Genomic DNA, 22,121 nt, shown 5'->3' with positions numbered 1-22,121 from the left:
CCACTCATGACCCCGAGCGCGCGGCGGGCCGCCGCGCGCGTCCACCCGGAGACGACACACCATGTCCGCACGCCCCTACAAGATCGAAGCCCAGCCGCTCGTGCAGCGCTACGCGCGCGGCTGGCACTGCCTCGGGCTCGCCCGCGACTACAAGGACGGCAAGCCGCATACGCTGAACGTCTTCGGCCGCAAGCTCGCCGCGTTCGCCGATTCGACCGGCAAGGTCAACATCGTCGACGCGTACTGCTCGCACATGGGCGCGAACCTGAGCCTCGGCACGGTCGACGGCGACAATCTCGTGTGCCCGTTCCACGGCTGGGCCTGGAACGGCGAAGGGCAGTGCGCGTCGATCCCGTACTGCAAGCGGATCCCGCCGAAGGCGCGCATCGGCGCGTGGCCGACCTGCGAGGAAAACAACCTGCTGTTCGTGTGGAACGACCCGGAAGGCAACGCGCCGCCGGAGGACGTTGCGATTCCGCGTCTCGACGTGTGTTTCTCCGACGAATGGTCGGACTGGGTCGTCGACAAGATGGTGATCCAGGCCAATTGCCGCGAGCGGGTCGACAACATCTCGGACGTCGCGCACTTCGCGACCGTGCACCGCGCGCCGATCGACTACTTCGCGAACCTGTTCGAGGATCACAAGGCGACGCAACTGATGGTCGGGCGCAGCGAAAAACTCGGCGGCGACGCCCCGACCGCGCTGTCGACGTATTTCGGGCCGGCCGTGCACATCACGCAGATGACGGGGCAGAGCGGCGGGCAGCCGATCCACTCGGTGCCGCTGAACTGCCATGTGCCGATCGACATGAACAGCTTCGAGCTGCGTTACGGCGTGATCGTGAAGAAGGTGGCCGGGCTGACCGACGCGCAGAACATGGAGATCGCGAACGCGTACGTGAAGGAGGCGCAGCGCGCGTTCTACGAGGACGTCGACATCTGGCACAGCAAGACGCGGATCGACAACCCGCTGCTGTGCGAAGGCGACGGGCCGCCGTACCAGATGCGCGACTGGTATTCGCAGTTCTATCTGGACGTGACGGACGTGCGGCCGACGAGCGTCGCGCGCAAGGCGTTCGAGATGCGGATTCGCGAAGGCGCCGAGCCGCCGGCGCTGCATCACGTGTTCGAGCCGCAGTGAAAACCGGCGCGCCGGCCGAAAAAGGGGCGCGTATGGAAATGCGTGCTGTTGGCCGGCAATGCACGCCGCGCAAGGCGCACGGGGCGGGCGCGCTTGTGCGTCGCGTCAAAATGTCTTGACGAAACGGCCGCTACCGCGTAGTGTCCATGACCGAAGTGTCCAAGAAGTTCGATTGCTCATCATTGGCCGCACTCCGTGCGGCGGTCGTTGGTCTCTCCCTCTTTCGATTCTTTCTGTGCCCGTTGCGGGCGCATGTTCAATTATTCGTCATTTGTATTAAGGAAGTATTTGTGGATACCGGTACCGTCAAGTGGTTCAACGAAACCAAGGGCTTTGGTTTCATTTCCCCGGACAACGGCGGCGACGATCTGTTCGCCCATTTCTCTGAAATTCGCGGCACGGGCTTCAAGACCCTGGCCGAAGGCCAGAAGGTCAGCTTCGAAGTGAAGCGCGGCCCGAAGGGTCTGCAAGCGTCGAACATCACGCCGCAGTAAGCCGCATCGGCAGCGGCCGCCACGCGGTGGCCGCCGCCGAACGGATTGGCGCGCAGGGCGCCGCTTCGGCGGCAGCCGGCGCGTTTCCGATGCGCACGACCGATGCATCGCGGCATCCACGATGCATCGGTCGTGACGCCTCCCTCATCGCATGCGTGTCCGCGTGCGACGCAACGCCTTCGCGAAGCGCCTGCCGTTTCGCGAGCGCATCACCGCTTCAAGCATCAACCCGAGCAGACCGCCGCCATGCCGTAGTAGCCGGCGCGGTCCCGACTTGCGCGGCGCTCATTGCGCCGCCGCCACTGACCGCCCGAACGCCGCAACGCGCCGGGCTCCGATCGCAAGACAGGCCCTGGGCCGGTCTGAACGAACCGATCCCCGGCAGCCTGCCGGCCGCCATCCCTTTGCGGGTACGGCGCCGGACAGATCGCCGCGGCTGCGGTCAATTACCTTGTCTGGAGGAATTGGTTTGGCAAAAGAAGAACTGCTGGAACTGGACGGAATCGTCGACGAAGTGCTGCCGGACAGCAAATACCGTGTCACGCTGGAAAACGGCGTCGTGGTCGGCGCGTATGCGTCGGGCCGCATGCGCAAGAACCACATCCGCATTCTCGCGGGTGACCGCGTGACGCTGGAACTGTCGATGTACGACCTGACCAAGGGCCGCATCAACTTCCGTCACAAGGACGCGAATTCGACGCGTCCGCCGCGCAGCGGCCAGCCGCGCCGTTAAGCGGCAACGATCGGCGCGGGCCCGCAGCACCGCCTCGCCGATCGACTCCCGTCCGGCCGACAAGGCTTGACGAACCGGGTGGACGCACATCGCGTGCCGTTCACCGGCCACCGCCGGCATCGTCATGCCGGGGCGGCCACACCGCCTTTACCGGCCGACGCACGTGCGCAACGCTCAAGCGGCCGCGTCCCGCAGGAAATCCTCGACGATCATCGCGAAGTACGGCGGACATTCCTGCATCGGGTAATGCCCGCAGTTCGGGATCGTCACGAGTCGCGCGTTCGGGTGCCTGGCCAGGAACGTCGCGTGCATCGCCGCTGCGTCGAGCCCCGGATCCTTGTCGCCGACGATCACCAGGAAGCGTGTGGCGAGCCCGCGGATGTCGTCGACGGAATCCGTTCCCGTCAGCATGTCGAGATACGCGAGCCGGCAATCCGGCGCCACGCGCTCGCGGTTCTGCCGCAGTTTCACGTCGGCCCAGCGCGCCGACAATCCTCCCGTCACGAATCGCACGAGCCGGCGAAACGCGTCGTCGTTTTCGGCGGTGCTCGCGAAGAATGCGCGTGCGTCGTCGTTCAGGCGATTGCCGGCCGCCGACACCGGGCACACGGCGATCGCGCGCTTGATGCGCGACGGCGCGTCGGCGGCGAGCCGTTGTGTCGCCATGCCGGTCATCGAATGGCCGATCACGTGAAAGCGCTGCCAGCCGAGACGATCCGCGAGCGCCAGACAGTCGGCCGAGATTTCGTCGACGGTGCAGGCGCCGGTCAGATGGATGGATTCGCCGTAGCCGCGCAGGTCGACGAACACGTACGTGAACGCCGCTTCGTCGAGATACGGCAGCAGCGCCGTGTAGTTCGTATGGTCGCCGAGCCAGTCGTGCAGGACCATCACGCATTCGGGGCCGGTGCCGTGCCGCAGGTAGCCGAGGCCGCTGGCGGGGCTGGAGGCGAGGGTGTCGATACGGTTCATTTCAAGCGTTTCCTTTTGGTTGGAGGAACCAAAACGAAACGCCCTCCCGGCGGACCGGGAGGGCGTCTTGAAAGTGGCTTGATCGTATCGAGCCGAACGGCGAAAGTCAACGTTCGGCGCTCCATCCTGCCCGAAACGTCGATGCGCTGCGCATTGACCCGGTGGTTGTCGTCCGACCGTAGCGCCGCGATCGGCGCCACGACGATCGTCGCCGCGTGCGCGTTCGTGAAGGACGGTTACGAGGTGCCAGGCGGCGTGTTGCTCGCGGGCATGCCGGGGCGCGTCGTGCGGCGGCTGAGCGATGCGGAGATCGACGCGAAGGCGAACGGCGCGCGGATCTATCAGCAACTGGCGGCGGACTGCCTGAGGACGATCAGGCGGATCGACGGGTGAGTGGCGGGCATCCGGGCGACCCAGGATGCGACGGATTGCCGGGCAGGTTGCCGTTGCCGTAAGATCGGCACAGGCTTTCCCACCGGCATCCGCGTGACATGAAAAAGAACGTCCGTTTGAGGTTCACAGTCATTGCGTCGGCTTTTGCCGTCTACAGCGTCTATATGCACATCCAGCAGTTCATCAGTGGCTGCGTGTGGGTCAGGGGCCATCAGCGCTGCAGTTTCGAAAACGGCGCGAATTTCGAAGGCTGGATGGATCTCGACCTGATGATCGCCTGCTGCTGGGTCGCGGCGGCTGCGGTGGGCTGGATTTCCGTCGTACAGGCCGCGAAGAAGCCGGGTTGAAGGATGGCGCTTCTTCCGCGCGATAGCGATTGCTGTCAATCCGTGACAACGCGCATCGGTGAAGCATCGCCGCGATAGTCCGTGCTGCATGCGGATCCTCGCGCCGCAGGCGCAACCGGCCAACAGGTTCGGGATGCTTTCGATCGTCGATGCATTGGTCGGCGCAGACGCCGCTGCGGGCCTCGATCGCCATGCGCCGCCATCGGCGGTCGTTGTGCTAATTCCTTCCGTGCCCGGATAATGATCCGGCGTCGCGCACGCCGCGCGAGGGGAGGTTCCCATGCAATTTCCGACGGGGTCGGTGGTCGCGCTCAGTTCGGCCGCCGCGACGATGTTTTCGATGGGGATGCTGTTTCTCGGCTACTGGGGGTTGCACGAGCCGCTGCCGTGGCGGTTCGGCGACTACGTCGTGATCCTGCCCGCGCTGGCCGGCTTCGCGTGCCTCGCCAGCGTGCCGTTTCTCGCGACATCGCCGATGAAAGCACCCGACGACGAGGCGTGGATGTTCGTCGCGCGGCGCGTGTTTCTGTGCGGCGTGGGTGCGGTGTGGTGCGCGATCGTCGCGTCGCTGTTCGTGTGAGATTCATGCGGGAGTGGGTGAGCCGGCGCTCGCCGGTGCGGCCCCGCGTGAGCGTGTCGAAACGTCTTGCGTGTGTTCTTGACACACGGGTTTCAAGCGTCAACTCGGAGCGTCGTGACGGTTTCGATTTCCCCGTGCATCGCACGACGCGATGGCGCCAGGGGCGGGACTGCGTCTTTCGTCACACGATGCTACGTAACGCACGGCCCGCGTTACGCCCGTGTTACCCGGGACGCGGGGCTTGATCGCAGGGGTGGGGCCGAGTGCGGATCTCATGCGTCGCGGCCCGGATGTTCGTTGGAGTGCGGTAGTCCGGTGTGTGTGAAGCCGTCGTTGATGCCGATCGCAATGGCACGATAGATGCTTGTCAGGATGATCGAGCTGAAAAGCGAACGGGGCTTCCATGCAAAATCATTTCATCAAGGCGAATGCTGCGGTCGCCGCCATTGCCGCGGCTTGCGCATTGGCTGCGTGCGGCGGCAGCGATGTCACATCGCCGACGCCGGGCGGTAACAACGTCGGAACGACAAGTACGAGCGGGACCAGCGGCACGAGTGGGACCAGCGGCACGAGTGGAACCAGCGGCACGAGTGGAACCAGTGGCACGAGCGGAACCAGCGGCACGAGTGGAACCAGTGGCACGAGCGGAACCAGTGGCACGAGCGGAACCAGTGGCACGAGCGGAACCAGTGGCACAAGCGGAACCGGCGGTACGAGCGGAACCAGCGGCACCCCAGGCACCAACGGCATCATCAGCTCCGTCGGCGCGGCCGTCATTGACGCGGGCGTCACGATCAGCGGCGTGAGCCCGCCTGTGGGCAAGGGCGTGACCACCGGCCTCGGCGATACGGTCACGGGCGCCGGCACGATCATCCGCGACACGACGAACGCCGTGAGCAACGGCATCGGCCAGATCGGCTTCACGGCGAACCCCGTCGGCACGACGGTCGCCGGGCTTGGCACCATCGTCGGCTCGGTCAGCAACCCGGTCACCGGCCTCGGCGAAACGGTGAAGGCGCTCGGCACCGGCCCGCTGTCGCCGTTGGCGCCGCTCACGACGCCGGTCGGCGGCCTGCTCGACACCGTGGCCGGTGGCATCACGACGGGCGGCACCACGCTCGGCTCGGCGCTTTCGTCGGGCCCGGTCCAGCAGACGACGCAGGCGATCAGCACGGCGATCACGCCGCTCGTCACGACCGTCGGCCAGGTCACGCAGCAGGTCGGCACGGCAACCGGCCTCGGACAGCCGGTCGCCGGCCTGCTCGGGCAGATCGGCGGCGCGATCACGTCGGCGGGATGGAAGGTGACGTCCACGTCGCCCCAGCCGCTGGTCGGTGGCGTCGGCGGACTCGTTCGCGCGGTCGGCAACACCGTGACCAATGTGGGCGGCCTTGTGAACCCGAGCGGTGCGAACGGCGCGGTGCCGGTCGCCGGCCTGGTGACGAGCGTGGTCGGCGGCATGCCGGCGACCGTCCACGACGGTTCCGCGACCGGCACGGGCGGCGGCTTGCCGCTGGGTGGTCTCACCAATCCGCTCGCGCCCGTGACGGGGCTGGTGGGCGGCCTGCTTGGCGGCCTGGCCGGCAAGTAGGCGATCGGTTCCGATCGTCACGGCGGCAACCGGCCAAGTGAACTTTGGCCTCCGGTTACCGCCGGCCAGGATTGCTGGATGATCCCGTGCGGGAAGCGGATCGGACGGGGCTGCTCTATGCGTCAATCGCGAACGACATCGCGCTGCGATGGCGGTCGCGCCAGCCCGCGTGCGGGCAGCGGCGTCGACATCACGATCGACGTGCGTGTTTCGCCGTACAGGTTGATGCGTTCGATCAGTTGTTCGAGATGGGTCATGCTGATCGCGGCGAGCCGCATCATGTACGAGTCCGCGCCCGTCACGTGATGGCATTCGACCACTTCGGGAATGGTCTCCAGCAACCGGAGGAATTTCGCTTTCGCCGGCTGCGGCACGGTGATGCCGATCAGCGCGCCGACCGGATAGCCGGCCGCGGCAGGATTGATCCGGGCCGTATAGCCCTCGACGACCCCGGCCGCTTCAAGCCGCTTCACGCGCTCCGTCACCGCCGGCACCGACAGGTGCACCTGGCGCGCCAGCTCCGTGTAGCTGATGCGACCGTTGGCCTGCAACAGCGTCAGTACCTTCCAGTCCAGATCGTCCATCGCGGCGGGATTTTTTAAGGCGGAGTGACCATTTTTCCTTAAAAACCGCATTCAGCGATGACGGGACTTTCCCTACGATGCCTGTTCAACCCGTTGCATCTCGCAAGGAGCAGGCGATGCTGTTCATCAAATCCGTCGTGATGGGGCTGTCGATCGCGGTGCCGGTCGGGCCGATCGGCATGCTGTGCATCCAGCGCAGCCTGAGCCGCGGTTTTCAGGCGGGATTCGCGACGGGCGTCGGCGCCGCGTGCGCCGATGCGATCTACGGCCTGCTCGGTGCGCTCGGCATCGCGGGCATCGCCACGGCATTACCGATGCTGACCGTCGGCCTGAAAATCGGCGGCGGCGCGTTTCTCGTATGGCTCGCGTGGACCATCGCGCGCCAGGCGCCGGCCGCGTCGACCGTGCAACGCGACCTGCCGCGCACGACCGTCCTGCGCGATTTCGTGACGACGTTCGGCCTGACGCTGTCGAACCCGATGACGATCCTGTCGTTCGTCGGGATCTTCGCGGCGCTCGGCCCGCTGTCCGGGGCGCGGGAGGGGGCGATGTGGCCGGCCGTGGCGTTGATGGTCGCCGGCGTGTTCATCGGTTCCGCGACGTGGTGGCTGTGCCTGAGCGGTACGACCGCCGCGCTGCGCACGAAGATGTCGTTCGCGTTCATGCACGGGCTGTCGCGCGTGTCGGCCGCGGTCATCGCGGTATTCGGCGTGATTCAGGTCGTCGCGGGCGTGCGTGGTGTCGTTTAGGTCGATGCGTCGCGCGTATCGCGTATCGCGTATCGCGTCGTGACCGGATGCGTCGAATCAGGTCATCGAGCGTCCCGACATCGAGGACAGCACGCGGCCATCCCCGGAGGGAGAGATTACGCGGCAGGCCGACGCAGCATTGCCAGCAACACGCCGAACCCGATCATCAGCGAACCACTGGCCCGGTTCAGCCACGTGAAGCCCTTGGGGTTCGTCGCCAGCGAGCGCAGCCGTGCGCCGATCACGGCGTAGGTCACGATGGCCACGAGTTCCAGCATCAGGAACGTCGCGCCGAGGGCGGTGAAGCTGAGGGTGTAGTGCGTTCGGTCGACGAACTGGGGAAAGAATGCCGTAAAAATCAGAATGGCCTTCGGATTGCCGGCCGCCACATAGAATTCCTGTTTGCAGTGCTTCACCAGCAAGTCCGCCCGGTCCTTCCGGGCCACCGCCGGCTCCGTCTCGACGACAGGCTGTTCGGCAGGCTTCGAACGCAGCAACTTGATACCTAGCCAGACGAGATAGGCTGCACCGCCGAACTTCAATACCGAAAACAAGGTTTCGGAAGCGAGCAGCAATGCGCCGAGGCCGAACCCGGTTATCGCGATCATGATGGCAAACGCCGCGAGACGCCCGAACGACGCGGTCACGGAATGCAGCACGCCGTTGCGTGCCCCGTTGGACAGCGAAAGGACGTTGTTCGGTCCGAAGGCCATATTGAGCGCAAAGCAGGCCGGCAGAAACAGCAGGTAGGTATGCAATGACATGTCGTGAATTTTCGTGGTTGTTTGCCGCAGTTTACAACGGCGAAAGCGGCCCCGCGATCCCGCTCGATGCGCGTTCAGTCGCCATGTTCGTGACGATCACCCCAACTCGAACGACGTCACCCCGAAGACGCGATCGATTGCAATCGCCGGCGCGTCTTTCGTGTACATCCGGGCGGTTTCGAAGACGCTCGTCATGCCGTGCCGTTCCGCCAGCGCGACGGCCGCAGGGTTCGTTTCCGGTACGTCGAGCACGATGACCTCGCCGGGCACGCGCGCCGCCAGCGCACGAAATATCCCGGTGGCGACGCCGGCGTCATCGGCGAAGAGCGGGCCGATCTTGCAGCCGGCCTTGCAACGGCGCACGACACCGTAACCGGCGATACGGCCGGCGTCGACTGTCGCGAGCGCAAACGCATCCGGCTGCGCGATCCACGCGGAAACGAAACGCTCGCGCGCTGCGGGAAAACACTGGCGATCGTAAGCGAGCAATGGCTCGAACGGCACGTCGGCCGCTGCCGCCACATGCGCGCACCCGATGCCGTCCACGCGCCCCTGGTAGCGGATGTTGCGGTACGCGAGCCGGAACCCGGACTTCCGGTAGTTCGCCTGCTGGGCGACGACCCCGTCGAGCCCGATGTTGCGGTCTCCAAGGTAATGCATGCCGTGCTGCCAGATTCGCATGCCGAAGCCTTTGCCCCGAAGCCCGGGTTTGACGATGTAGAGGCCGATGAAGCCGAAGCGTTCGTCGTAGGCGACGGCGGAAAGGCACGCGACCGGCTCGCCGCGCCAGACGCCGACGAAAAAACCGGCAGGATCCGCTTCCCTGAAACACGACGGATCGTGCAGGCCGGGGTTCCAGCCTTCCGCAGCCGCCCATTCGACCGCCATGGCGACCTCGTCGGCCGACATGGTGCGCACGATGAAGTCTTCGCGTTGATCCATGGTTCGCCCCAGTCGCGGCGTAGAGGATTGCCGCGTCGCGTTACGGGATGGGCTGGGCATCGGGGAGGCGCCGGCAGGCGAACCCGTGGCTGCCGAACGAGTCATCATAATCCTCCCGAGAGCGGAAAGGTGACGCCATGTCGTCGCGGGATGCCTGGTGTTGGTCGAAGGGGATGCTTGTGGCGGCGCCCGGCGAATGTTCGGAATCAGCTGTGGAGCCGGCGTCGAGATTGTTTGGATCCGTGGTGCGCTGGAATTGGCTCGTATCGGCCATTTTCAGTCACTCGACATGGTCGTATAGTTCGTTGACAATCAGCTTTTCCGAAGTTGGTCGCGCTTGTTAAAAACAAGTCAACGGTATGTGTTTCAGTCGGCGCTATCGACAGCGATCGGCACCAGAATTACTCCGATCGCCATGCGGATGAGAAAAGCCGGAACAGGAGCAAGAATGCATATTGGCACATCGGCGTCCAGCGCCCGTCGCGTAGTGTTCGGCGTCGCCATGGCACTGACATTGTCGTGGTTCACCGCTGCGCAAGCGCAGAGCTGCGCACCGGATAGCGTGGCGCGCGAGTGCTTGCTGCAGCGTAGTCAAGATGAATTTCAGCAAGCAGACGACGAATTGAACCGCACTTACCAAAAGGTTTTGAAGTTGATGTCTCGGCCACGTGACGAGTACGTCAACTATCCGGTACTCAAGGTGAAATTTGTCGAGGCTCAGCGGCAATGGGTTCGTTTTCTGGGCAACGAGTGTACCGCTTGGTATCTGATAAACGAGGCGGGCGAAGATCGCAATCTTGATCTACTGACTTGCGAAATCGACAGAACGCGTGATCGTACGCGTGAATTAAACGCGTGGTTTAGGCAAGTGAGTCACGGTTAGCGTAGCGCTAGTGTTGTGAGTTAGAAATTCGGTGAATAAATTGCCACCTGTCGTAGTGTTTGGTGAATGCACGAACACGACGAGGCGGCGATGGGCGGACGACCGAAGGTGAGTGAATCGGAGCGCGATCGACTCACGGCCCTGACGATGCGACGTAAGGCGGCACAGGCGTTGGTATTGCGAGCGCGGATCGTGCGGGCCTGTACCGACGGCATTGACAACAAGACGGTCGCGGCGAAACTGCGGATCACTCAACAGACCGTCTCGAAGTGGCGTGGGCGTTACGTGATGCATCGGTTGGACGGTCTGCTCGACGCGCCGCGTCCGGGTGCACCCAGATCGATCGACGACGCACGAGTCGATGCCGTGATTGCGAAAAGAAGTTGGAGTCCATACCCAAGGGCGCGACACACTGGAGTACGCGCACGGTGGCCCGGGAGATGAGCCTTTCGCAGACGGCAGTGTCGCGAATCTGGCTTGAATTGAATCGTTTCGGCTATGAACGGACCTTCAACAGACGGATATGGAACGTCGACTATCTCTTGCCATGAGACCCCATTGATGATGCCTCGGTTTGCGGGGTGTCTGATGGATCGCAAACCAAAGCCAACTATTTTCTAAGGACCACGATGGCATCGCACCGAAGAAGGATTCATCTCATCCTGCGGTTCATCAGCTTCACTTGTGTTGCAGGCACCTTTAGCGCAGCAAATGTGCTGGCTATGGAGCCCGGTGAATATTTTTATGTTGAAGGTGGTCACGAGCACGGAAGGCTGGTTGTTAAAGACGGTAACTTTACAATTGACACGATTGGTGCAAACGACCATACATGCTCGCTAACAGGCTCGATCAAAGAGAATACGGGCGTAGTGAGTGATGGCGGCGAAACATGCCGCCTTGCTTTCTCGGAAAAACAGAGGGCTTTGCAAGTCACCTCGAGCGACACCGAAGCTTGCCGATCGTATTGTGGTGCGCGAGCATGGTTCGACGGGCTGTATCGAAAGCCGCCCGCGGCATGTACCGATCGTGCGCGCACGGGACGCATCAAAGAGGCGCGGGCAGCGTACACGAGGAAGAGCTATGATGCAGCGGCTACGGTTTTCACGTCGTTGATCGACCAATGTTCGATCTACATGAATTGGATCGAAGTCGATCGGGTGCGCAGCGAACTTGCTGTGACCCATTACCATCTGGGCGACAAGACGAAATGCCTCGAGACACTTGCGCCGACGAGAGCAATGCAGAACCTCGACGATGACGACACTTTCGGGCTGCCACCTGCCAATGTGATTGACTATCAGTCGACAGCCAGGACAATTCTGCACAATGCGGCGCTATGCCGATGATCAACGTTGGTTTGAGGGGACACCCGCTGCGCGTCAACTATTTGAGCGTTGCCCGCTGATCTTACAGGGGCCAAATGCTTCGACTCATCCTTTGAATGGCGGTTTTGGGCAAATCTGAGGGGCTGCTTCGGGTCGAAATCACCCGTTCCACCGCCCCGATACCCCAAGCCCCGAATGCCGCATTGCCCCCCAGGCCCTGCCGCACACCGCGCCAAGGCCTCCCCGTCAACGTGTCAGAACGTGTAGCTGATCTTCCCGAACGCCGTCCGCCCAAGCGTGTTGTACCCGTACGCGGTCATATACTGCCGATCGAACAGATTCGACACCGTCGCCGACACGGTCAGGTGCGAATTGATCCGGTATGACGCACGCAGCCCGACCGTCAGATACGAAGGCAGATAGGTCGAGTTCGCCGGATCGTCGAACGTCGTGCCGCCGTAAAGCAGCGACGCCCCGGTGCTCAACGCATGCAGGTGCAGTTCGTCCCACGTGTGATCGATGTTGAGGCTGACCGTCTGGCGCGGCCGGCGGTTGAGCCACGAGTCGTTGGTCTCGTCCTGCGGATTCAGGATCCCGACCGCGAGGCTTACCGGCGTCGAGCGGCCGATCGTCCCCTTGTACGACAGGTCGATCCCGCGAATATGCGCGCGGCCGATGTTGATCGGCGAGAACGTCGCCGGGTTGTACGCGATCAGGTTGCTGACGCGCGTGTCGTAGATCGCGGCCGTGAACGTGCCGTACGACGTGTTCGCGTCGATCGCGGCCTCGACCGAATTGCTGCGCTCGGGGCTGAGATTCGGATTGCCGTAGCCGGGGTAGTACAGGTCGTTGAACGTCGGCAGCCGGAACGCATTGCCGTACGACACGCGCGCCGTGTACACCGGCGTGATCGCCCACGACAGCGCCGCGTTGCCCGTATTCACCGACTGCCCGGCGATGATTTCATGACGCCCCGCGAGGAACATCGTCACGCTGCCGAGCGTCGCCGACTGATGCAGCGAGAACGCCGAATCGTTGCGCGTCGGCACGCCGTTTGGAATATCGATCGGCAGGAATGCCTGCTCACGCGTGAAGTCGTACGCGAGCTTGGTTTCGCCCGACAGCGGCAGCCCGAACAGATGGAACCCGCGCTCCTGATGCGTCAGCGACGTCGACGTGCTGATGCGCTGCGAATTGATCTGGTCGGTCGGGATGGTCGGATCGTTCGCGTAGATGAACTCGCGATCGTTCGAATACCCGAACGACTGGTCGAACTGCGTGTCCGGCGTGATGTCGAGATGGAACGCGATACCGGTCGTCAACTGATGATCGAGCTGGCGGTCGCCACCGCCGAGATTATCGAACGACAGATCGGACCGGTGATACAGCGCGAACGTCGAGATCGACCAGTTGTCGCGCGCGTAGCCGAGGCGCGCATCGAGATCCTGCGCGTGGTACGGGTTGCGGCCGTCCTCATGCCCGTACGCGAAAGGCCGCGTCGAGTCGATGCCGGCCGTGTTGTACGAGTGCAGGCCGAGCGAGTACGTGAGCCCGCCGAGCGCGGCGAGCGGCCCGGTCGACGGCACCGTGCCCGACGTGCGCAGCTGCGTGTCGAATGTCTTGTTCGACCCGCCGCCGAACGACACGGTGGTCTGGTTCGGCTGGTTGGCCGCGCGGCGGGTGAAGAGCTGCACGACACCGCCCATGGCATTGGCGCCGAACGACGCGGCGGCCGGCCCCGAGATCACTTCCACGCGTTCGAACGCTTCGGTCGGCAGATCCGCCCACGGCGCGATGCCGGTGGTCGACGAGCCGATCCGGATGCCGTCGATGAACACGGCGACCTGGCTGGCCGACGAGCCGCGGATGCTGACCGACGCGGATGAACCGGGCCCGCCGTTCTGCGAGACCGTCACGCCGGGCAGCGTTGCAAGCGCCTGCGTGATGCTCGGGTCGCTCGGCGACAGCCGGTCGAGATCGGTGCGCGTGAGCACCTGGGTCGTCGCATAGCGCTGGTCGAACGACTCGGGCAGCCGACGCGTGTCGGTCACGTTGATTGTCGGCAGGTCGGCGCTTTCGGCGGCCGGGGCCGGTTGCGAAACCGCGGTGTCGCCGGCTGCGTGGGCGAGAGGCGAGAGGAGCGCGGTCGCGGCGGACGTGGCAAGGAGGTGTCGAATCTTCATCTGGCTGTCGCTGTTGTCGGGCTGCGCATGCGTCGATCGTGGGCGGGCGGCGGGCAGCACCGGTTTTGTTATCGGTGATCGGGTTATCGCGCGACCGGGCCGGGCAGGCCGTTGTCGCGGGCGTCGGCGCGGCGCATGCCGGCTGACGCGATCGAGAGCGAGCGGCGCGCGCGTGCGGGCGGGCCGTGCATGCCGGCGGCGTGCCGGCGCGAGGCTTCCGGTGCAGAAGCGGATGCGGTAACGGTGGACATCGGGCGGATCCTGAGGTCGGGCCGTCCATGCAACGGGCACCGCCAAAGGCGGTGTTGGCGCATCGGGACACCCCGCCCGGTGCGGCTGCTTGGACCTCGGGTCGATGGCAGGTCTCCTGGCTCGCGGGTCCTGATTCGTGCCAGCCTTCCCGGTTTCCCAGTGGCATGCGGTGGCACGGATTCGCCGCTCACAGTTGCGGGGGCAGCCGCAGATTCGAGGCGCGGCCTCTCCTGCGTTCCCTTTTGATCCCGTTCCCGGGAACCATCAGCGCGCAAGGGTAATGGGCACGTCGGCGGCGCGTCAATCGTTCGTGTGCGTGCTGCCCGGAATGCGCGCGAATGGCAACGGTTCCTTTCCATCTCCTTTCCAGCCGGTGCCGAAACGTGTATTGAAATGCGTTCAAGTCTGATGAATGGCGGCGGGATTACGCGGACGGAGGCGCCGGTTGCGCGGGCCACGGGCCGTCCCACGGCGGCGACTCGCCGAACGCCTCGACCAGATAGTCGACGAACCGGCGCATCTTGAGCGACACGTGGCGCGCACTCGGGTACACGGCCTGAATCGTCAGCGCCGTCGCGTGATAGTCGGGCAGCAGCGCGACGAGTTCGCCGCGCGCCAGATGGCCGCCGAACACGAAGGTCGGCCCGTAGGCGACGCCCGCGCCGGCCAGCGCGGCCGCCAGCAGCATCTGCATGTTGTTGGCGGACAGCCGGCAGGCGCCGTCGATCGCATGCGCACGGTTGTCCGCATCGACGAGCGTCCAGTCGCCGGCCGACACGGCTTCGCTGAACGCGAGCCGGTGCGCGCGCCGCAGGTCGTCGGGCGTGTGCGGCGTGCCGTGGCGCGCGAGATACGCGGGCGACGCGCACACCGTCATGCGGCACGGCGCGATGCGCCGCGCGACGAGCCCCGAGTCGGGCAAGCGCCCGATCCGGATCGCGAGATCCGCGCCGATGCTCAGCAGGTCGGCATAGCGATCGTCGAGCAGCACCTCGACGTCGACGCCCGGATGCGCGTCCAGGTAGCGCGCGACCACGTCCCCCAGGTGCATCGAGCCGAACGTCACGGGCGCGGCGACGCGCAACACGCCGCGCGCGACGCCCTGCGAGTCGCTCGCCTCGCGATTCGCTTCGTCGAACGCCTCGAGTATCCGCTTGCAGCGGTCATAGTACGTATGGCCGACCTCCGTCAGGCTGAGGCGGCGCGTCGTGCGTTGCAGCAGCCGCGCGTTCAGCTCGGCTTCGAGCGCGCTCACGTACTTGCCGGCCATCGCCGGGGACAGCCCGTAACGCCGCGCCGCCGCCGCGAGGCTGCCCTCGTCGACGGCCGCCACGAACACGCCGATGCAGGTGAAGCGGTCCATGAACCCTCTCCTCGATTCGATAGCCCGATTATCGACTGCACGTCGCGAATCGCCAATTATCAAATCCGGTGCCCGACTCTACGATGACGTCACGGTCGAACGCGGGCCGGGCCCGGCCGGGCGAAGGCCGCGTTCCACCTTTCTTCATCAGGTTTTGACGGAGCGATCATGGCAACGGACATTCACGCAAACGGCATCCGGATTCGCGTCAGCGAACAGGGGCACGGCGAAGTGGCGCTGGTTTTTCTGCATTACTGGGGCGGCTCGTCCCGCACCTGGCGATTCGTCGCGGACGAACTGTCCGACGCATACCGGACCGTCGCGACCGATCATCGCGGCTGGGGGCATTCGGAGGCGCCTGAAGCCGGCTACACGATCGCCGACCTGGCCGACGACGCGCAGGGCGTGATCGCCGCGCTCGGCCTGAAGCGCTACGTGCTCGTCGGCCATTCGATGGGCGGCAAGGCCGCGCAGTTGCTGGCGTCGCGCCGGCCGCGCGGGCTCGAAGGCGTCGTGCTGGTCGCGCCGTCGCCGCCGTCGCCCATGCAACTTCCCGACGCGCAGCGCGCGGGCATGGCCGGCGCATACGATACGCGCGAGTCGATTGGCCAGCTGGTCGATCATGTGCTTGCCGGCAGCCCGCTCGAACCGGCCCGCCGCGAGCAGGTGATCGAGGACAGTCTGCGCGGGGCGCCGCAAGCGAAATTCGCGTGGCCGAACATCGCGATGCGGGAAGACATCACCGCCGAGGTTGCGTCGATCGACGTGCCGGTACTCGTGATCGCCGGCGAGCGCGATCAGGTGGATCGCGTCGACACGCTGCAGGCCGAACTGCTGCCGAGAATTCCGCGAGCGCGTTTCGAGATCCTGCCGGGTGTCGGCCACCTGTCGCCGCTGGAAGCGCCGGCCGCGGTCGCGGGGCTGATCCGCCGTTTCGCCGACGGGTTGGCTCACGCAGCGCGTACGCCGGAGCAGGTGCCGGCTGCATTCGACACGGCGTTCAACGCCGGCGACGCCGACGCGGTCGTCGCGCTGTTCAGCGACGACGCGACGATGCGGATGACGAACGGCGAGATCGTCGCCGGCGATCGCGAGGCATTGCGGTCGCAATTCGCCGCGCTGCTGGCCATGCGTCCGCGGATCGTCAATCGGGTGCGCCGCACGCTCGTCAGCGGGGACGTCGCGCTGGTGCTGCTCGACTGGACGCTCACGATCGCGCGTCCGGACGGCATGACGCGGACCGAAACCGGTACGGCGACGCAGGTGATGGCGCGAAGCGCGGGCGGCGGCTGGACGCTGCGCATTTCGAATCCGCTGGGGCTCGGCTGAACGGGAGCGGAACACGTGGCCGTGCGCCACGACTCGGTCGTGCGCGTGCCGACCGACGTCAGCCGGCCGGAAGCCGTCGACGCGTTGGCGCAGGCCGCCAGGCGGCGCTTCGGCGGTGTCGACCTGCTGTTCAACAACGCTGGCGTGATGGCGACCGGTTTCACCTGGGAAATCACGCCGGAACGCTTCGAGCGCAGCTTCGCGATCAACGTGCACGGCGTGCTGAACGGGATCCGCAGCTTCTTGCCAGGGATGCTCGAGCGCAACGTGCCGGCGCGGGTCGTGAATACCGCGTCGGTCGGCGGGTTCCTGCCGAGCCCGCTGATGTCGCCTTACTCGGCGACGAAATTCGCGGTGGTCGCGCTGACGGAATCGCTCTATGGAGAACGGAAGATGTTGGGTGCGCCGGTCGTCGTGTCGTTGCTCGCGCCGGGCCCCGTGCAGTCGGGCATCTTCAACGACCCGTTCGGCGCGGCGCACGACCGGCCCGAAGTGCGCGGTTTCGTCGATACGATGCGCGCGATGCTGAACGCGCACGGGCTCACGCCCGACGCGTTCGCCGAGCGGGTGTTCGACGGTATTCGTGAAGGGCGCTACTGGCTGATTCCGCAACCGGAGACGATCGTCGGCGCGCTGCAGCGGCGCACCGACGCCATTCTCGCTTCACGCGATCCGTCGCTGCCGTCGTTGTGAGGGCCGGGCGCGGCAGCCGCGCCCGGCGCACGCCGTCACATGTGCATGCCGGAGTGCGTGCGGCCGCTCGGGTCGCCGCCGCGATCGGGGGGCGTATTGTTCTGATCGATTTTCGCGAGCACGAAGCCGGCGTGCGGCAACGCGGCGGGCGAGCGGTGCGTCGCCTGCGCAACGGCGTCGTGCGGCGACGCGGCGGAGAAACCGGATGACGTCGCGCCCGGTTGAGCGAACGCCGAAAGGGAAGCGGCCGCCAGGGCGGCGGCGACGATCGCGTGCGATTTCATGGTGGCTCCTTCACGACTGACTACGGGACAACCTAATCAGTCTAGGGCGCGAAACTTAACGCGACGCGAAGGCGTGATGCGGCGCGCATGACGGAATGTTCATGCGCGCCGCGACGCTCATGCCGGCGCCGACACCAATGCGCAGAAGTTCTCGAGATCGACGTTGCCGCCGCTGACCACCACGCCCACGCGCTTGCCCTGCAGCGCGTCCTTCATCCGTCGCACCGCGGCGAACGACAGGCAGCCGGTCGGCTCGACCACAATCTTCATACGAGTGGCAAGGAAGCGCATGCAGTCGACCAGTTCCGCATCCGTCGCGGTCAGGATGTCGTCGACGTCGCGCCGGATGATCGGGAACGTCAGGTTGCCGAGATGCTGCGTCTGCGCGCCGTCGGCGATCGTGCGCGGCGTGTCGATATGCACGATCGTGCCGGACCGGAACGATTGCTGGCCGTCGTTGCCGGCTTCCGGCTCGACGCCGTACAGTGCCGCGTGCGGCGACAGCGCGCGCGTGGCGAGCGCGGTGCCCGACAGCAGCCCGCCGCCGCCGAGCGGCACGAATACCGCATCGAGCGGGCCGACTTCGTCGAACAGCTCCTTGGCCGCCGTGCCCTGGCCGGCGATCACGTCCGGGTGGTCGTAGGGCGGGATCAGCGTGAGTCCGTGCCGCGCGGCGAGATCGCGCCCGATCTGTTCGCGATCCTCGGTGTAGCGGTCGTAGGTCACGACGTTGCCGCCGTAGCCGCGCGTCGCGGTCATCTTCGCGGCCGGCGCATCCTGTGGCATCACGATCGTCGCGGGAATGCCGAGCATGCGCGCGGACAGCGCGATCGCCTGCGCATGGTTGCCGGAAGAGAAGGCGACGACGCCGTTGCGGCGCTGCTCCGCGTCGAAACGCGACAGCGCGTTGAACGCGCCGCGGAACTTGAATGCGCCCATGCGCTGCAGGTTCTCGCACTTGAAGAACACTTGCGCGCCGAGCGCTTCGTCGATCGTCCGCGACGTCATCACCGGCGTGCGGTGCGCATGGCCCTCGAGTCGGGCCGCGGCGGCGGCAACGTCGTCGTAGGTGGGGAGAGTCGGAGAGTTCATGGGATGCCCGGTGGTCGTAAGAATCGGTCAGCAGGAAAGCCGCGCGGGTATCGCGCGTGGGTCATTTCGCATCGTTGTAGACGGTCGCGCGCGAGACGCCGAGATGCTGCGACACGATCTCCATCGCGCGGCGTACTTCGAGGAAACCGTCGGCCTTCAGTGTCTGCATCAGTTCGCGGCGCTGGTCGGTCTTCAGTTCGCGCGGCGTCGTCGCGAGGCGCATCGCGAATGCGTCGATGCGTTGCCGGATCGCATCCGCGCCGGCGGGGTCCAGCGTTTCCGCAACCGCTTCGCCGTCCGTGCTGCAGAACTGGTTCAGCATGCCCTGGAAACCGCGGAACAGCGTGACGTCGGCATTCAGGCACAGCGCGGCCACATAACGGCCGGTCGAATCCTTGATGCCGATCGACGTGCTTTTCGCGGTGCGGCCGTCGGCGAAGCGGTTCGGGTAGTTCGCGAGCACCGGCGGGAAATCTTCGTCCGCGATGCGGGCGAGGCCGAGCTCGGTCGCGGGATCGCCGACTGCGCGCCCCGACAGGTTGTTGTGGATCGCGAGGATCGCATGCTTCGGCGTGCGCAGGTCGTGAACCACGACCTCGGTGAACGGCGCGAACATCGCGCCGAGCCCTTCGGCAATGCGCTGCACCTGTTCGATCAGCGATGCCTGCTCGGACAGCGCGCGTTTCCGGGTGGGGGTCATGATGGTTTCGCGGTCAGGTTTCGGATCGATGCGACGGCTTCGGGAAAGGGGCAAGCGGCATGCTATTCGCCGTCCGCGGCTTCCGGCCGCGTGATGTCGGCGAGCAGCGGCTGCGCGATCCGCACATAGTCGGCCGCGTCGAGCACGACGGAGCGGTCGAGGCGGCCGGCGTTGAAAGCGATCTCGGTGTTGCGTTCGACCAGGGCGGGATCGACGACGAGCGTCACGCCGGGGGCGAACACGAACGGCGGCACGGCGCCCATCACGCAGCGCGTGACGGCGGCCGCGAGGTCCGGCGACGCGAGTGTTGCCTTGCGGCGGCCGAGCGCATCGGCGACCTTGCGGAAATCGATCTTCAGGTGACCCGGAATGACCGCGAGCGCGGTGGCGTCGCCGCCATCCTTGAATGCGCACAGCATCGCCTTCGCGCCCTGTTCGGGGCGTGTGCCGCGCAGTGCGGCGATCGCGTCGGACTTCCCTTCGGCCGGATGCTCCAGCACGCGGAACCGCGCGCCGGACGTGTTCAGCAGATCGCAAAGCGTGTCGAAAACGGAGTAGTCGCTCATGTCGCTCCGGGCAGGTGGGGCCGGGGGGGGCGCGACGCGCCGGGGCGGGTGCTTCGGCGCGTCGGTCGATGGAATGTCCAAGTATAGACGTTTTGTCATGGCGCGGCAAAGTGAGAGGCGGGGAGCGACGGTCAGTCGACGTCGCTGCGCAAGTCGTCGACAATGGCGGTCGGCCAGATCCGCGGCCCGGACGAGGCTTGCTTGAAACCGGTTGGAAGGTGGATCGACGAGGAATACACGAACAATGTTGACCGACATGCAGGAAAATTGCCGAGACGATTCATTCTCGCGGCAGCGATATCCAGGCGACAGAAACAGGAAGAAACGTCACTGGTACGGACAGGCGATGCTGGCGCTCGTACTGGCATGGGTTGCCAATTGCACATTTGCCGCGGGCGATGTGAGCGACCTGGACCAGCAAGCTGCGTTGCGTGTCCTGATGGGCAACGATCCCGCGCCGGCCGACAGCATCAAGGGTGTCGCGCTGTCGCCATGGGCGCATGGGCCGGCGGCTTCAGGGCCGCTATGGGTCGTGGCCGCATTGGTCCAGCGCTTGACCGATGACGTCGACGCGGCGCTGTGGACCGGTGTCCTGACCCGCGACGGGCAAGGGTTCCACCTGCTCGCGAGCGATCGAAGCGAGCGCGTCGATACGTCACCGATGTTGTGGAACGCGTTCCTGACCATGGACGTGATCCCCTACAGAATCAGCGCGCAGGAAACCGCGTTTGGCGTTCGGTTCAGCAATAACTACACGTCGACCTCGCATAGCGATACGAACGAGATACTGAGCCTGTATCGCTATGCCGATGCTCGCGTGACGCCCATCTTCACTGCATTGACCGACTGGTCGACCTATGACAAGGACGGGGCGGCGGAATGCGTCGCGGCGAAGGCCGGGAAAGGCAACGATCAGGGCGACGCAGCGCAGGATGCGTGCGATGCGGAAAACACGCAGCAGGTTCATTACGTGCTGTCGTTCAGCCCTCACCTGACCAACGGGCATTACGACCTCGTTGTGCGTCCGAAGGGCAAGGCCGCGTCGGGCAAGGCTGCGCGGTTTACCTGGAACGAGAAGACGTATCGGCCGCGTCGATTCACCGGCGACTGGCACTGAAGGTCGGCTGCGTGTGGGCCCGGTATCGACGGTCTCATGCATATTGCAGCTGTTGGCTATGGTTTTTCATCAGCGAGATTCCCTACAAACCATGCAGACGGAAATCGAAGCGCCGGGCCCCGTCGGCCCGCTGAAAGGCACGCTGTTGTCGCCGGATACCGGCGACGCCCCGGTGGTGCTGATCGTGCCGGGCTCGGGCCCGACCGACAGGAACGGCAACGCGCCGAACTGGCTCCAGGCGTCGACCTACCGGTTGCTCGCGGAAGGATTGCTCGATGAAAGCATCGCGTCGGTTCGAATCGACAAGCGCGGCATGTACGGCAGCGCGTCGGCGGTACCGGATGCCGATGACGTCACGATCGACGACTACGCGGCCGACGTCCATGCGTGGGTAGCGGCCATCCGGGCGCGGACGGGGGCGCCCGGCGTATGGGTGTTGGGGCATAGCGAGGGCGGGCTGGTGGCAATGCTGGCTGCTCGGCAATCGGCCGACATCGCCGGCCTGATCCTGGTTTCCACGGCGGGGCGCCCGCTCGTGCACGTACTGCGGCAACAACTGCAATCGAACCCGGCCAACGCCCCGGTCCTGGAAAATGCACTATCGATCCTCGCATCCCTCGAAGCCGGGAAACGCGTAGACGCGACCCGCATCGATCCAGCACTCATGCCGTTGTTCAGGCCGCAAGTCCAGCGTTTCCTGATGAGCGAATTGACCGTCGATCCGGCGGCCGTGCTGGCGGGTTACACGAAGCCGGTGCTCATCGTGCAGGGCACGCGGGATATCCAGGTTGCCATAGAGGACGCGGAGCTTCTGCAGCGTGCCAATCCACGAGCCGGAATGGCGCTGATCGCCGACGCCAATCACGCCCTCAAGACGGTCCGCACGGCGGATCTGCACGAAAACCTCGCTGCGTACTCGAACCCGGATCTGCCGCTCGCGGATGGCGTGGTGGAAGCGGTTTCAAAGTTTGTGACCGGATCGACCGTGAGTCGGCGCCAGGATTCGTGCGAATCCGGTTTGTCCGGTGAGGCGGCCTGACATGG

24 protein-coding genes, 2 pseudogenes and 1 riboswitch are annotated in these 22,121 nt (G+C 65.4%); of the genes and pseudogenes, 15 read left to right on the top strand and 11 right to left on the bottom strand.

Annotated features, from left to right (window positions below; all coding sequences use genetic code 11):
• The first annotated feature begins 61 nt into the window (after positions 1 to 61).
• The 3 genes from HWX36_RS19590 (at position 62) to infA (ending at position 2,368) form a co-directional block, all read left to right on the top strand.
• Complete coding sequence (locus tag HWX36_RS19590) at positions 62 to 1,141, top strand: Rieske 2Fe-2S domain-containing protein (RefSeq protein ID WP_175953811.1); 1,080 nt, start codon at positions 62 to 64, stop codon at positions 1,139 to 1,141.
• 290 nt (positions 1,142 to 1,431) lie between these two features.
• Positions 1,432 to 1,635, top strand: coding sequence for a cold-shock protein (locus HWX36_RS37805; RefSeq protein ID WP_006483056.1), 204 nt, complete (start codon positions 1,432 to 1,434; stop codon positions 1,633 to 1,635).
• 469 nt (positions 1,636 to 2,104) lie between these two features.
• Complete coding sequence (infA, locus tag HWX36_RS19580; protein ID WP_006751842.1) at positions 2,105 to 2,368, top strand: translation initiation factor IF-1; 264 nt, start codon at positions 2,105 to 2,107, stop codon at positions 2,366 to 2,368.
• Between the two features lie 174 nt (positions 2,369 to 2,542).
• Here infA and HWX36_RS19575 read toward each other — a convergent pair whose 3' ends face one another.
• Positions 2,543 to 3,340, bottom strand: a complete 798-nt coding sequence (locus tag HWX36_RS19575) for an alpha/beta hydrolase (protein ID WP_175953809.1) — start codon at positions 3,338 to 3,340, stop codon at positions 2,543 to 2,545.
• A 189-nt stretch (positions 3,341 to 3,529) separates the two neighbouring features.
• On the opposite strand from HWX36_RS19575, the pseudogene HWX36_RS19570 reads away from it, so the two are divergent.
• From HWX36_RS19570 to HWX36_RS19555, 4 genes and pseudogenes are all read left to right on the top strand, one after another.
• Positions 3,530 to 3,733: pseudogene (locus tag HWX36_RS19570) on the top strand (phenylacetic acid degradation protein PaaY); the annotation flags it as partial.
• Positions 3,734 to 3,831: 98 nt separating this feature from the next.
• The gene (locus tag HWX36_RS19565; protein WP_175953807.1) at positions 3,832 to 4,080 is read left to right on the top strand and encodes a hypothetical protein; all 249 of its coding nucleotides are present in this window, start codon (positions 3,832 to 3,834) and stop codon (positions 4,078 to 4,080) included.
• A 280-nt stretch (positions 4,081 to 4,360) separates the two neighbouring features.
• Positions 4,361 to 4,660 carry a hypothetical protein gene (locus tag HWX36_RS19560; protein WP_175953805.1) on the top strand — a complete coding sequence of 100 codons (300 nt, stop codon included), beginning with the start codon at positions 4,361 to 4,363 and terminating at the stop codon, positions 4,658 to 4,660.
• A gap of 403 nt (positions 4,661 to 5,063) precedes the next feature.
• Complete coding sequence (locus HWX36_RS19555; protein ID WP_175953803.1) at positions 5,064 to 6,251, top strand: collagen-like triple helix repeat-containing protein; 1,188 nt, start codon at positions 5,064 to 5,066, stop codon at positions 6,249 to 6,251.
• A 122-nt stretch (positions 6,252 to 6,373) separates the two neighbouring features.
• Here HWX36_RS19555 and HWX36_RS19550 read toward each other — a convergent pair whose 3' ends face one another.
• Positions 6,374 to 6,835 carry an Lrp/AsnC family transcriptional regulator gene (locus HWX36_RS19550; RefSeq protein ID WP_175953801.1) on the bottom strand — a complete coding sequence of 154 codons (462 nt, stop codon included), beginning with the start codon at positions 6,833 to 6,835 and terminating at the stop codon, positions 6,374 to 6,376.
• Between the two features lie 116 nt (positions 6,836 to 6,951).
• Here HWX36_RS19550 and HWX36_RS19545 point away from each other — a divergent pair, with 116 nt between their 5' ends.
• Positions 6,952 to 7,584: a LysE family transporter gene (locus HWX36_RS19545; RefSeq protein ID WP_175953799.1), complete on the top strand. Its 633-nt coding sequence runs from the start codon at positions 6,952 to 6,954 to the stop codon at positions 7,582 to 7,584.
• Between the two features lie 116 nt (positions 7,585 to 7,700).
• Here the strand turns inward: HWX36_RS19545 and HWX36_RS19540 are convergent, their stop codons facing one another.
• Both HWX36_RS19540 and HWX36_RS19535 read right to left on the bottom strand, forming a co-directional pair.
• The gene (locus HWX36_RS19540; protein WP_175953797.1) at positions 7,701 to 8,348 is read right to left on the bottom strand and encodes a LysE family translocator; all 648 of its coding nucleotides are present in this window, start codon (positions 8,346 to 8,348) and stop codon (positions 7,701 to 7,703) included.
• A 96-nt stretch (positions 8,349 to 8,444) separates the two neighbouring features.
• Positions 8,445 to 9,290 (bottom strand): GNAT family N-acetyltransferase, encoded by an 846-nt coding sequence (locus tag HWX36_RS19535; RefSeq protein ID WP_175954118.1) that lies wholly within the window; start codon positions 9,288 to 9,290, stop codon positions 8,445 to 8,447.
• A 448-nt stretch (positions 9,291 to 9,738) separates the two neighbouring features.
• Between HWX36_RS19535 and HWX36_RS19530 the strand changes: the two genes are divergently transcribed.
• The 3 genes and pseudogenes from HWX36_RS19530 (at position 9,739) to HWX36_RS19520 (ending at position 11,519) form a co-directional block, all read left to right on the top strand.
• Positions 9,739 to 10,173 carry a lysozyme inhibitor LprI family protein gene (locus HWX36_RS19530; protein WP_244136462.1) on the top strand — a complete coding sequence of 145 codons (435 nt, stop codon included), beginning with the start codon at positions 9,739 to 9,741 and terminating at the stop codon, positions 10,171 to 10,173.
• A gap of 90 nt (positions 10,174 to 10,263) precedes the next feature.
• Positions 10,264 to 10,649, top strand: a pseudogene (locus HWX36_RS19525) (helix-turn-helix domain-containing protein); the annotation flags it as partial.
• 153 nt (positions 10,650 to 10,802) lie between these two features.
• Positions 10,803 to 11,519, top strand: a complete 717-nt coding sequence (locus HWX36_RS19520) for a hypothetical protein (RefSeq protein WP_244136461.1) — start codon at positions 10,803 to 10,805, stop codon at positions 11,517 to 11,519.
• Positions 11,520 to 11,752: 233 nt separating this feature from the next.
• Here the strand turns inward: HWX36_RS19520 and HWX36_RS19515 are convergent, their stop codons facing one another.
• From HWX36_RS19515 to HWX36_RS19505, 3 genes are all read right to left on the bottom strand, one after another.
• Entirely contained in the window at positions 11,753 to 13,681 is a 1,929-nt protein-coding gene (locus HWX36_RS19515) for a TonB-dependent receptor (protein WP_175953795.1), read from the bottom strand.
• A gap of 83 nt (positions 13,682 to 13,764) precedes the next feature.
• Positions 13,765 to 13,932, bottom strand: coding sequence for a hypothetical protein (locus HWX36_RS19510; protein WP_175953793.1), 168 nt, complete (start codon positions 13,930 to 13,932; stop codon positions 13,765 to 13,767).
• 88 nt (positions 13,933 to 14,020) lie between these two features.
• A riboswitch (cobalamin riboswitch) is annotated at positions 14,021 to 14,214 on the bottom strand.
• A gap of 143 nt (positions 14,215 to 14,357) precedes the next feature.
• Positions 14,358 to 15,296 (bottom strand): LysR family transcriptional regulator, encoded by a 939-nt coding sequence (locus HWX36_RS19505; protein WP_175953791.1) that lies wholly within the window; start codon positions 15,294 to 15,296, stop codon positions 14,358 to 14,360.
• A gap of 168 nt (positions 15,297 to 15,464) precedes the next feature.
• Between HWX36_RS19505 and HWX36_RS19500 the strand changes: the two genes are divergently transcribed.
• Positions 15,465 to 16,625 (top strand): alpha/beta fold hydrolase, encoded by a 1,161-nt coding sequence (locus tag HWX36_RS19500; RefSeq protein ID WP_175953789.1) that lies wholly within the window; start codon positions 15,465 to 15,467, stop codon positions 16,623 to 16,625.
• A 21-nt stretch (positions 16,626 to 16,646) separates the two neighbouring features.
• A complete protein-coding gene (locus tag HWX36_RS19495) occupies positions 16,647 to 17,318 on the top strand; it encodes an SDR family NAD(P)-dependent oxidoreductase (protein WP_244136460.1) in 672 nt (223 codons plus the stop codon).
• A 35-nt stretch (positions 17,319 to 17,353) separates the two neighbouring features.
• Here HWX36_RS19495 and HWX36_RS19490 read toward each other — a convergent pair whose 3' ends face one another.
• The 4 genes from HWX36_RS19490 to HWX36_RS19475 all read right to left on the bottom strand — a co-directional run bounded on the left by HWX36_RS19490 (position 17,354) and on the right by HWX36_RS19475 (position 19,960).
• Positions 17,354 to 17,602, bottom strand: a complete 249-nt coding sequence (locus tag HWX36_RS19490; RefSeq protein WP_175953787.1) for a hypothetical protein — start codon at positions 17,600 to 17,602, stop codon at positions 17,354 to 17,356.
• Positions 17,603 to 17,719: 117 nt separating this feature from the next.
• Positions 17,720 to 18,694 carry a threo-3-hydroxy-L-aspartate ammonia-lyase gene (locus tag HWX36_RS19485; RefSeq protein WP_175953785.1) on the bottom strand — a complete coding sequence of 325 codons (975 nt, stop codon included), beginning with the start codon at positions 18,692 to 18,694 and terminating at the stop codon, positions 17,720 to 17,722.
• 61 nt (positions 18,695 to 18,755) lie between these two features.
• Complete coding sequence (locus HWX36_RS19480; RefSeq protein ID WP_175953783.1) at positions 18,756 to 19,394, bottom strand: helix-turn-helix transcriptional regulator; 639 nt, start codon at positions 19,392 to 19,394, stop codon at positions 18,756 to 18,758.
• A gap of 62 nt (positions 19,395 to 19,456) precedes the next feature.
• Positions 19,457 to 19,960, bottom strand: a complete 504-nt coding sequence (locus HWX36_RS19475) for a YbaK/prolyl-tRNA synthetase associated domain-containing protein (RefSeq protein ID WP_175953781.1) — start codon at positions 19,958 to 19,960, stop codon at positions 19,457 to 19,459.
• 244 nt (positions 19,961 to 20,204) lie between these two features.
• Between HWX36_RS19475 and HWX36_RS19470 the strand changes: the two genes are divergently transcribed.
• Positions 20,205 to 21,077, top strand: a complete 873-nt coding sequence (locus HWX36_RS19470; protein ID WP_175953779.1) for a hypothetical protein — start codon at positions 20,205 to 20,207, stop codon at positions 21,075 to 21,077.
• Between the two features lie 91 nt (positions 21,078 to 21,168).
• On the top strand, positions 21,169 to 22,116 hold the full coding sequence (locus HWX36_RS19465) for an alpha/beta fold hydrolase (RefSeq protein ID WP_175953777.1): 948 nt from the start codon (positions 21,169 to 21,171) through the stop codon (positions 22,114 to 22,116).
• The last annotated feature ends 5 nt before the right edge of the window (positions 22,117 to 22,121 follow it).

It is taken from the genome of Burkholderia sp. BCC0405 (assembly GCF_902833075.1).
Taxonomy (GTDB): domain Bacteria; phylum Pseudomonadota; class Gammaproteobacteria; order Burkholderiales; family Burkholderiaceae; genus Burkholderia.
This window is presented reverse-complemented; position numbering and strand designations above follow the sequence as displayed.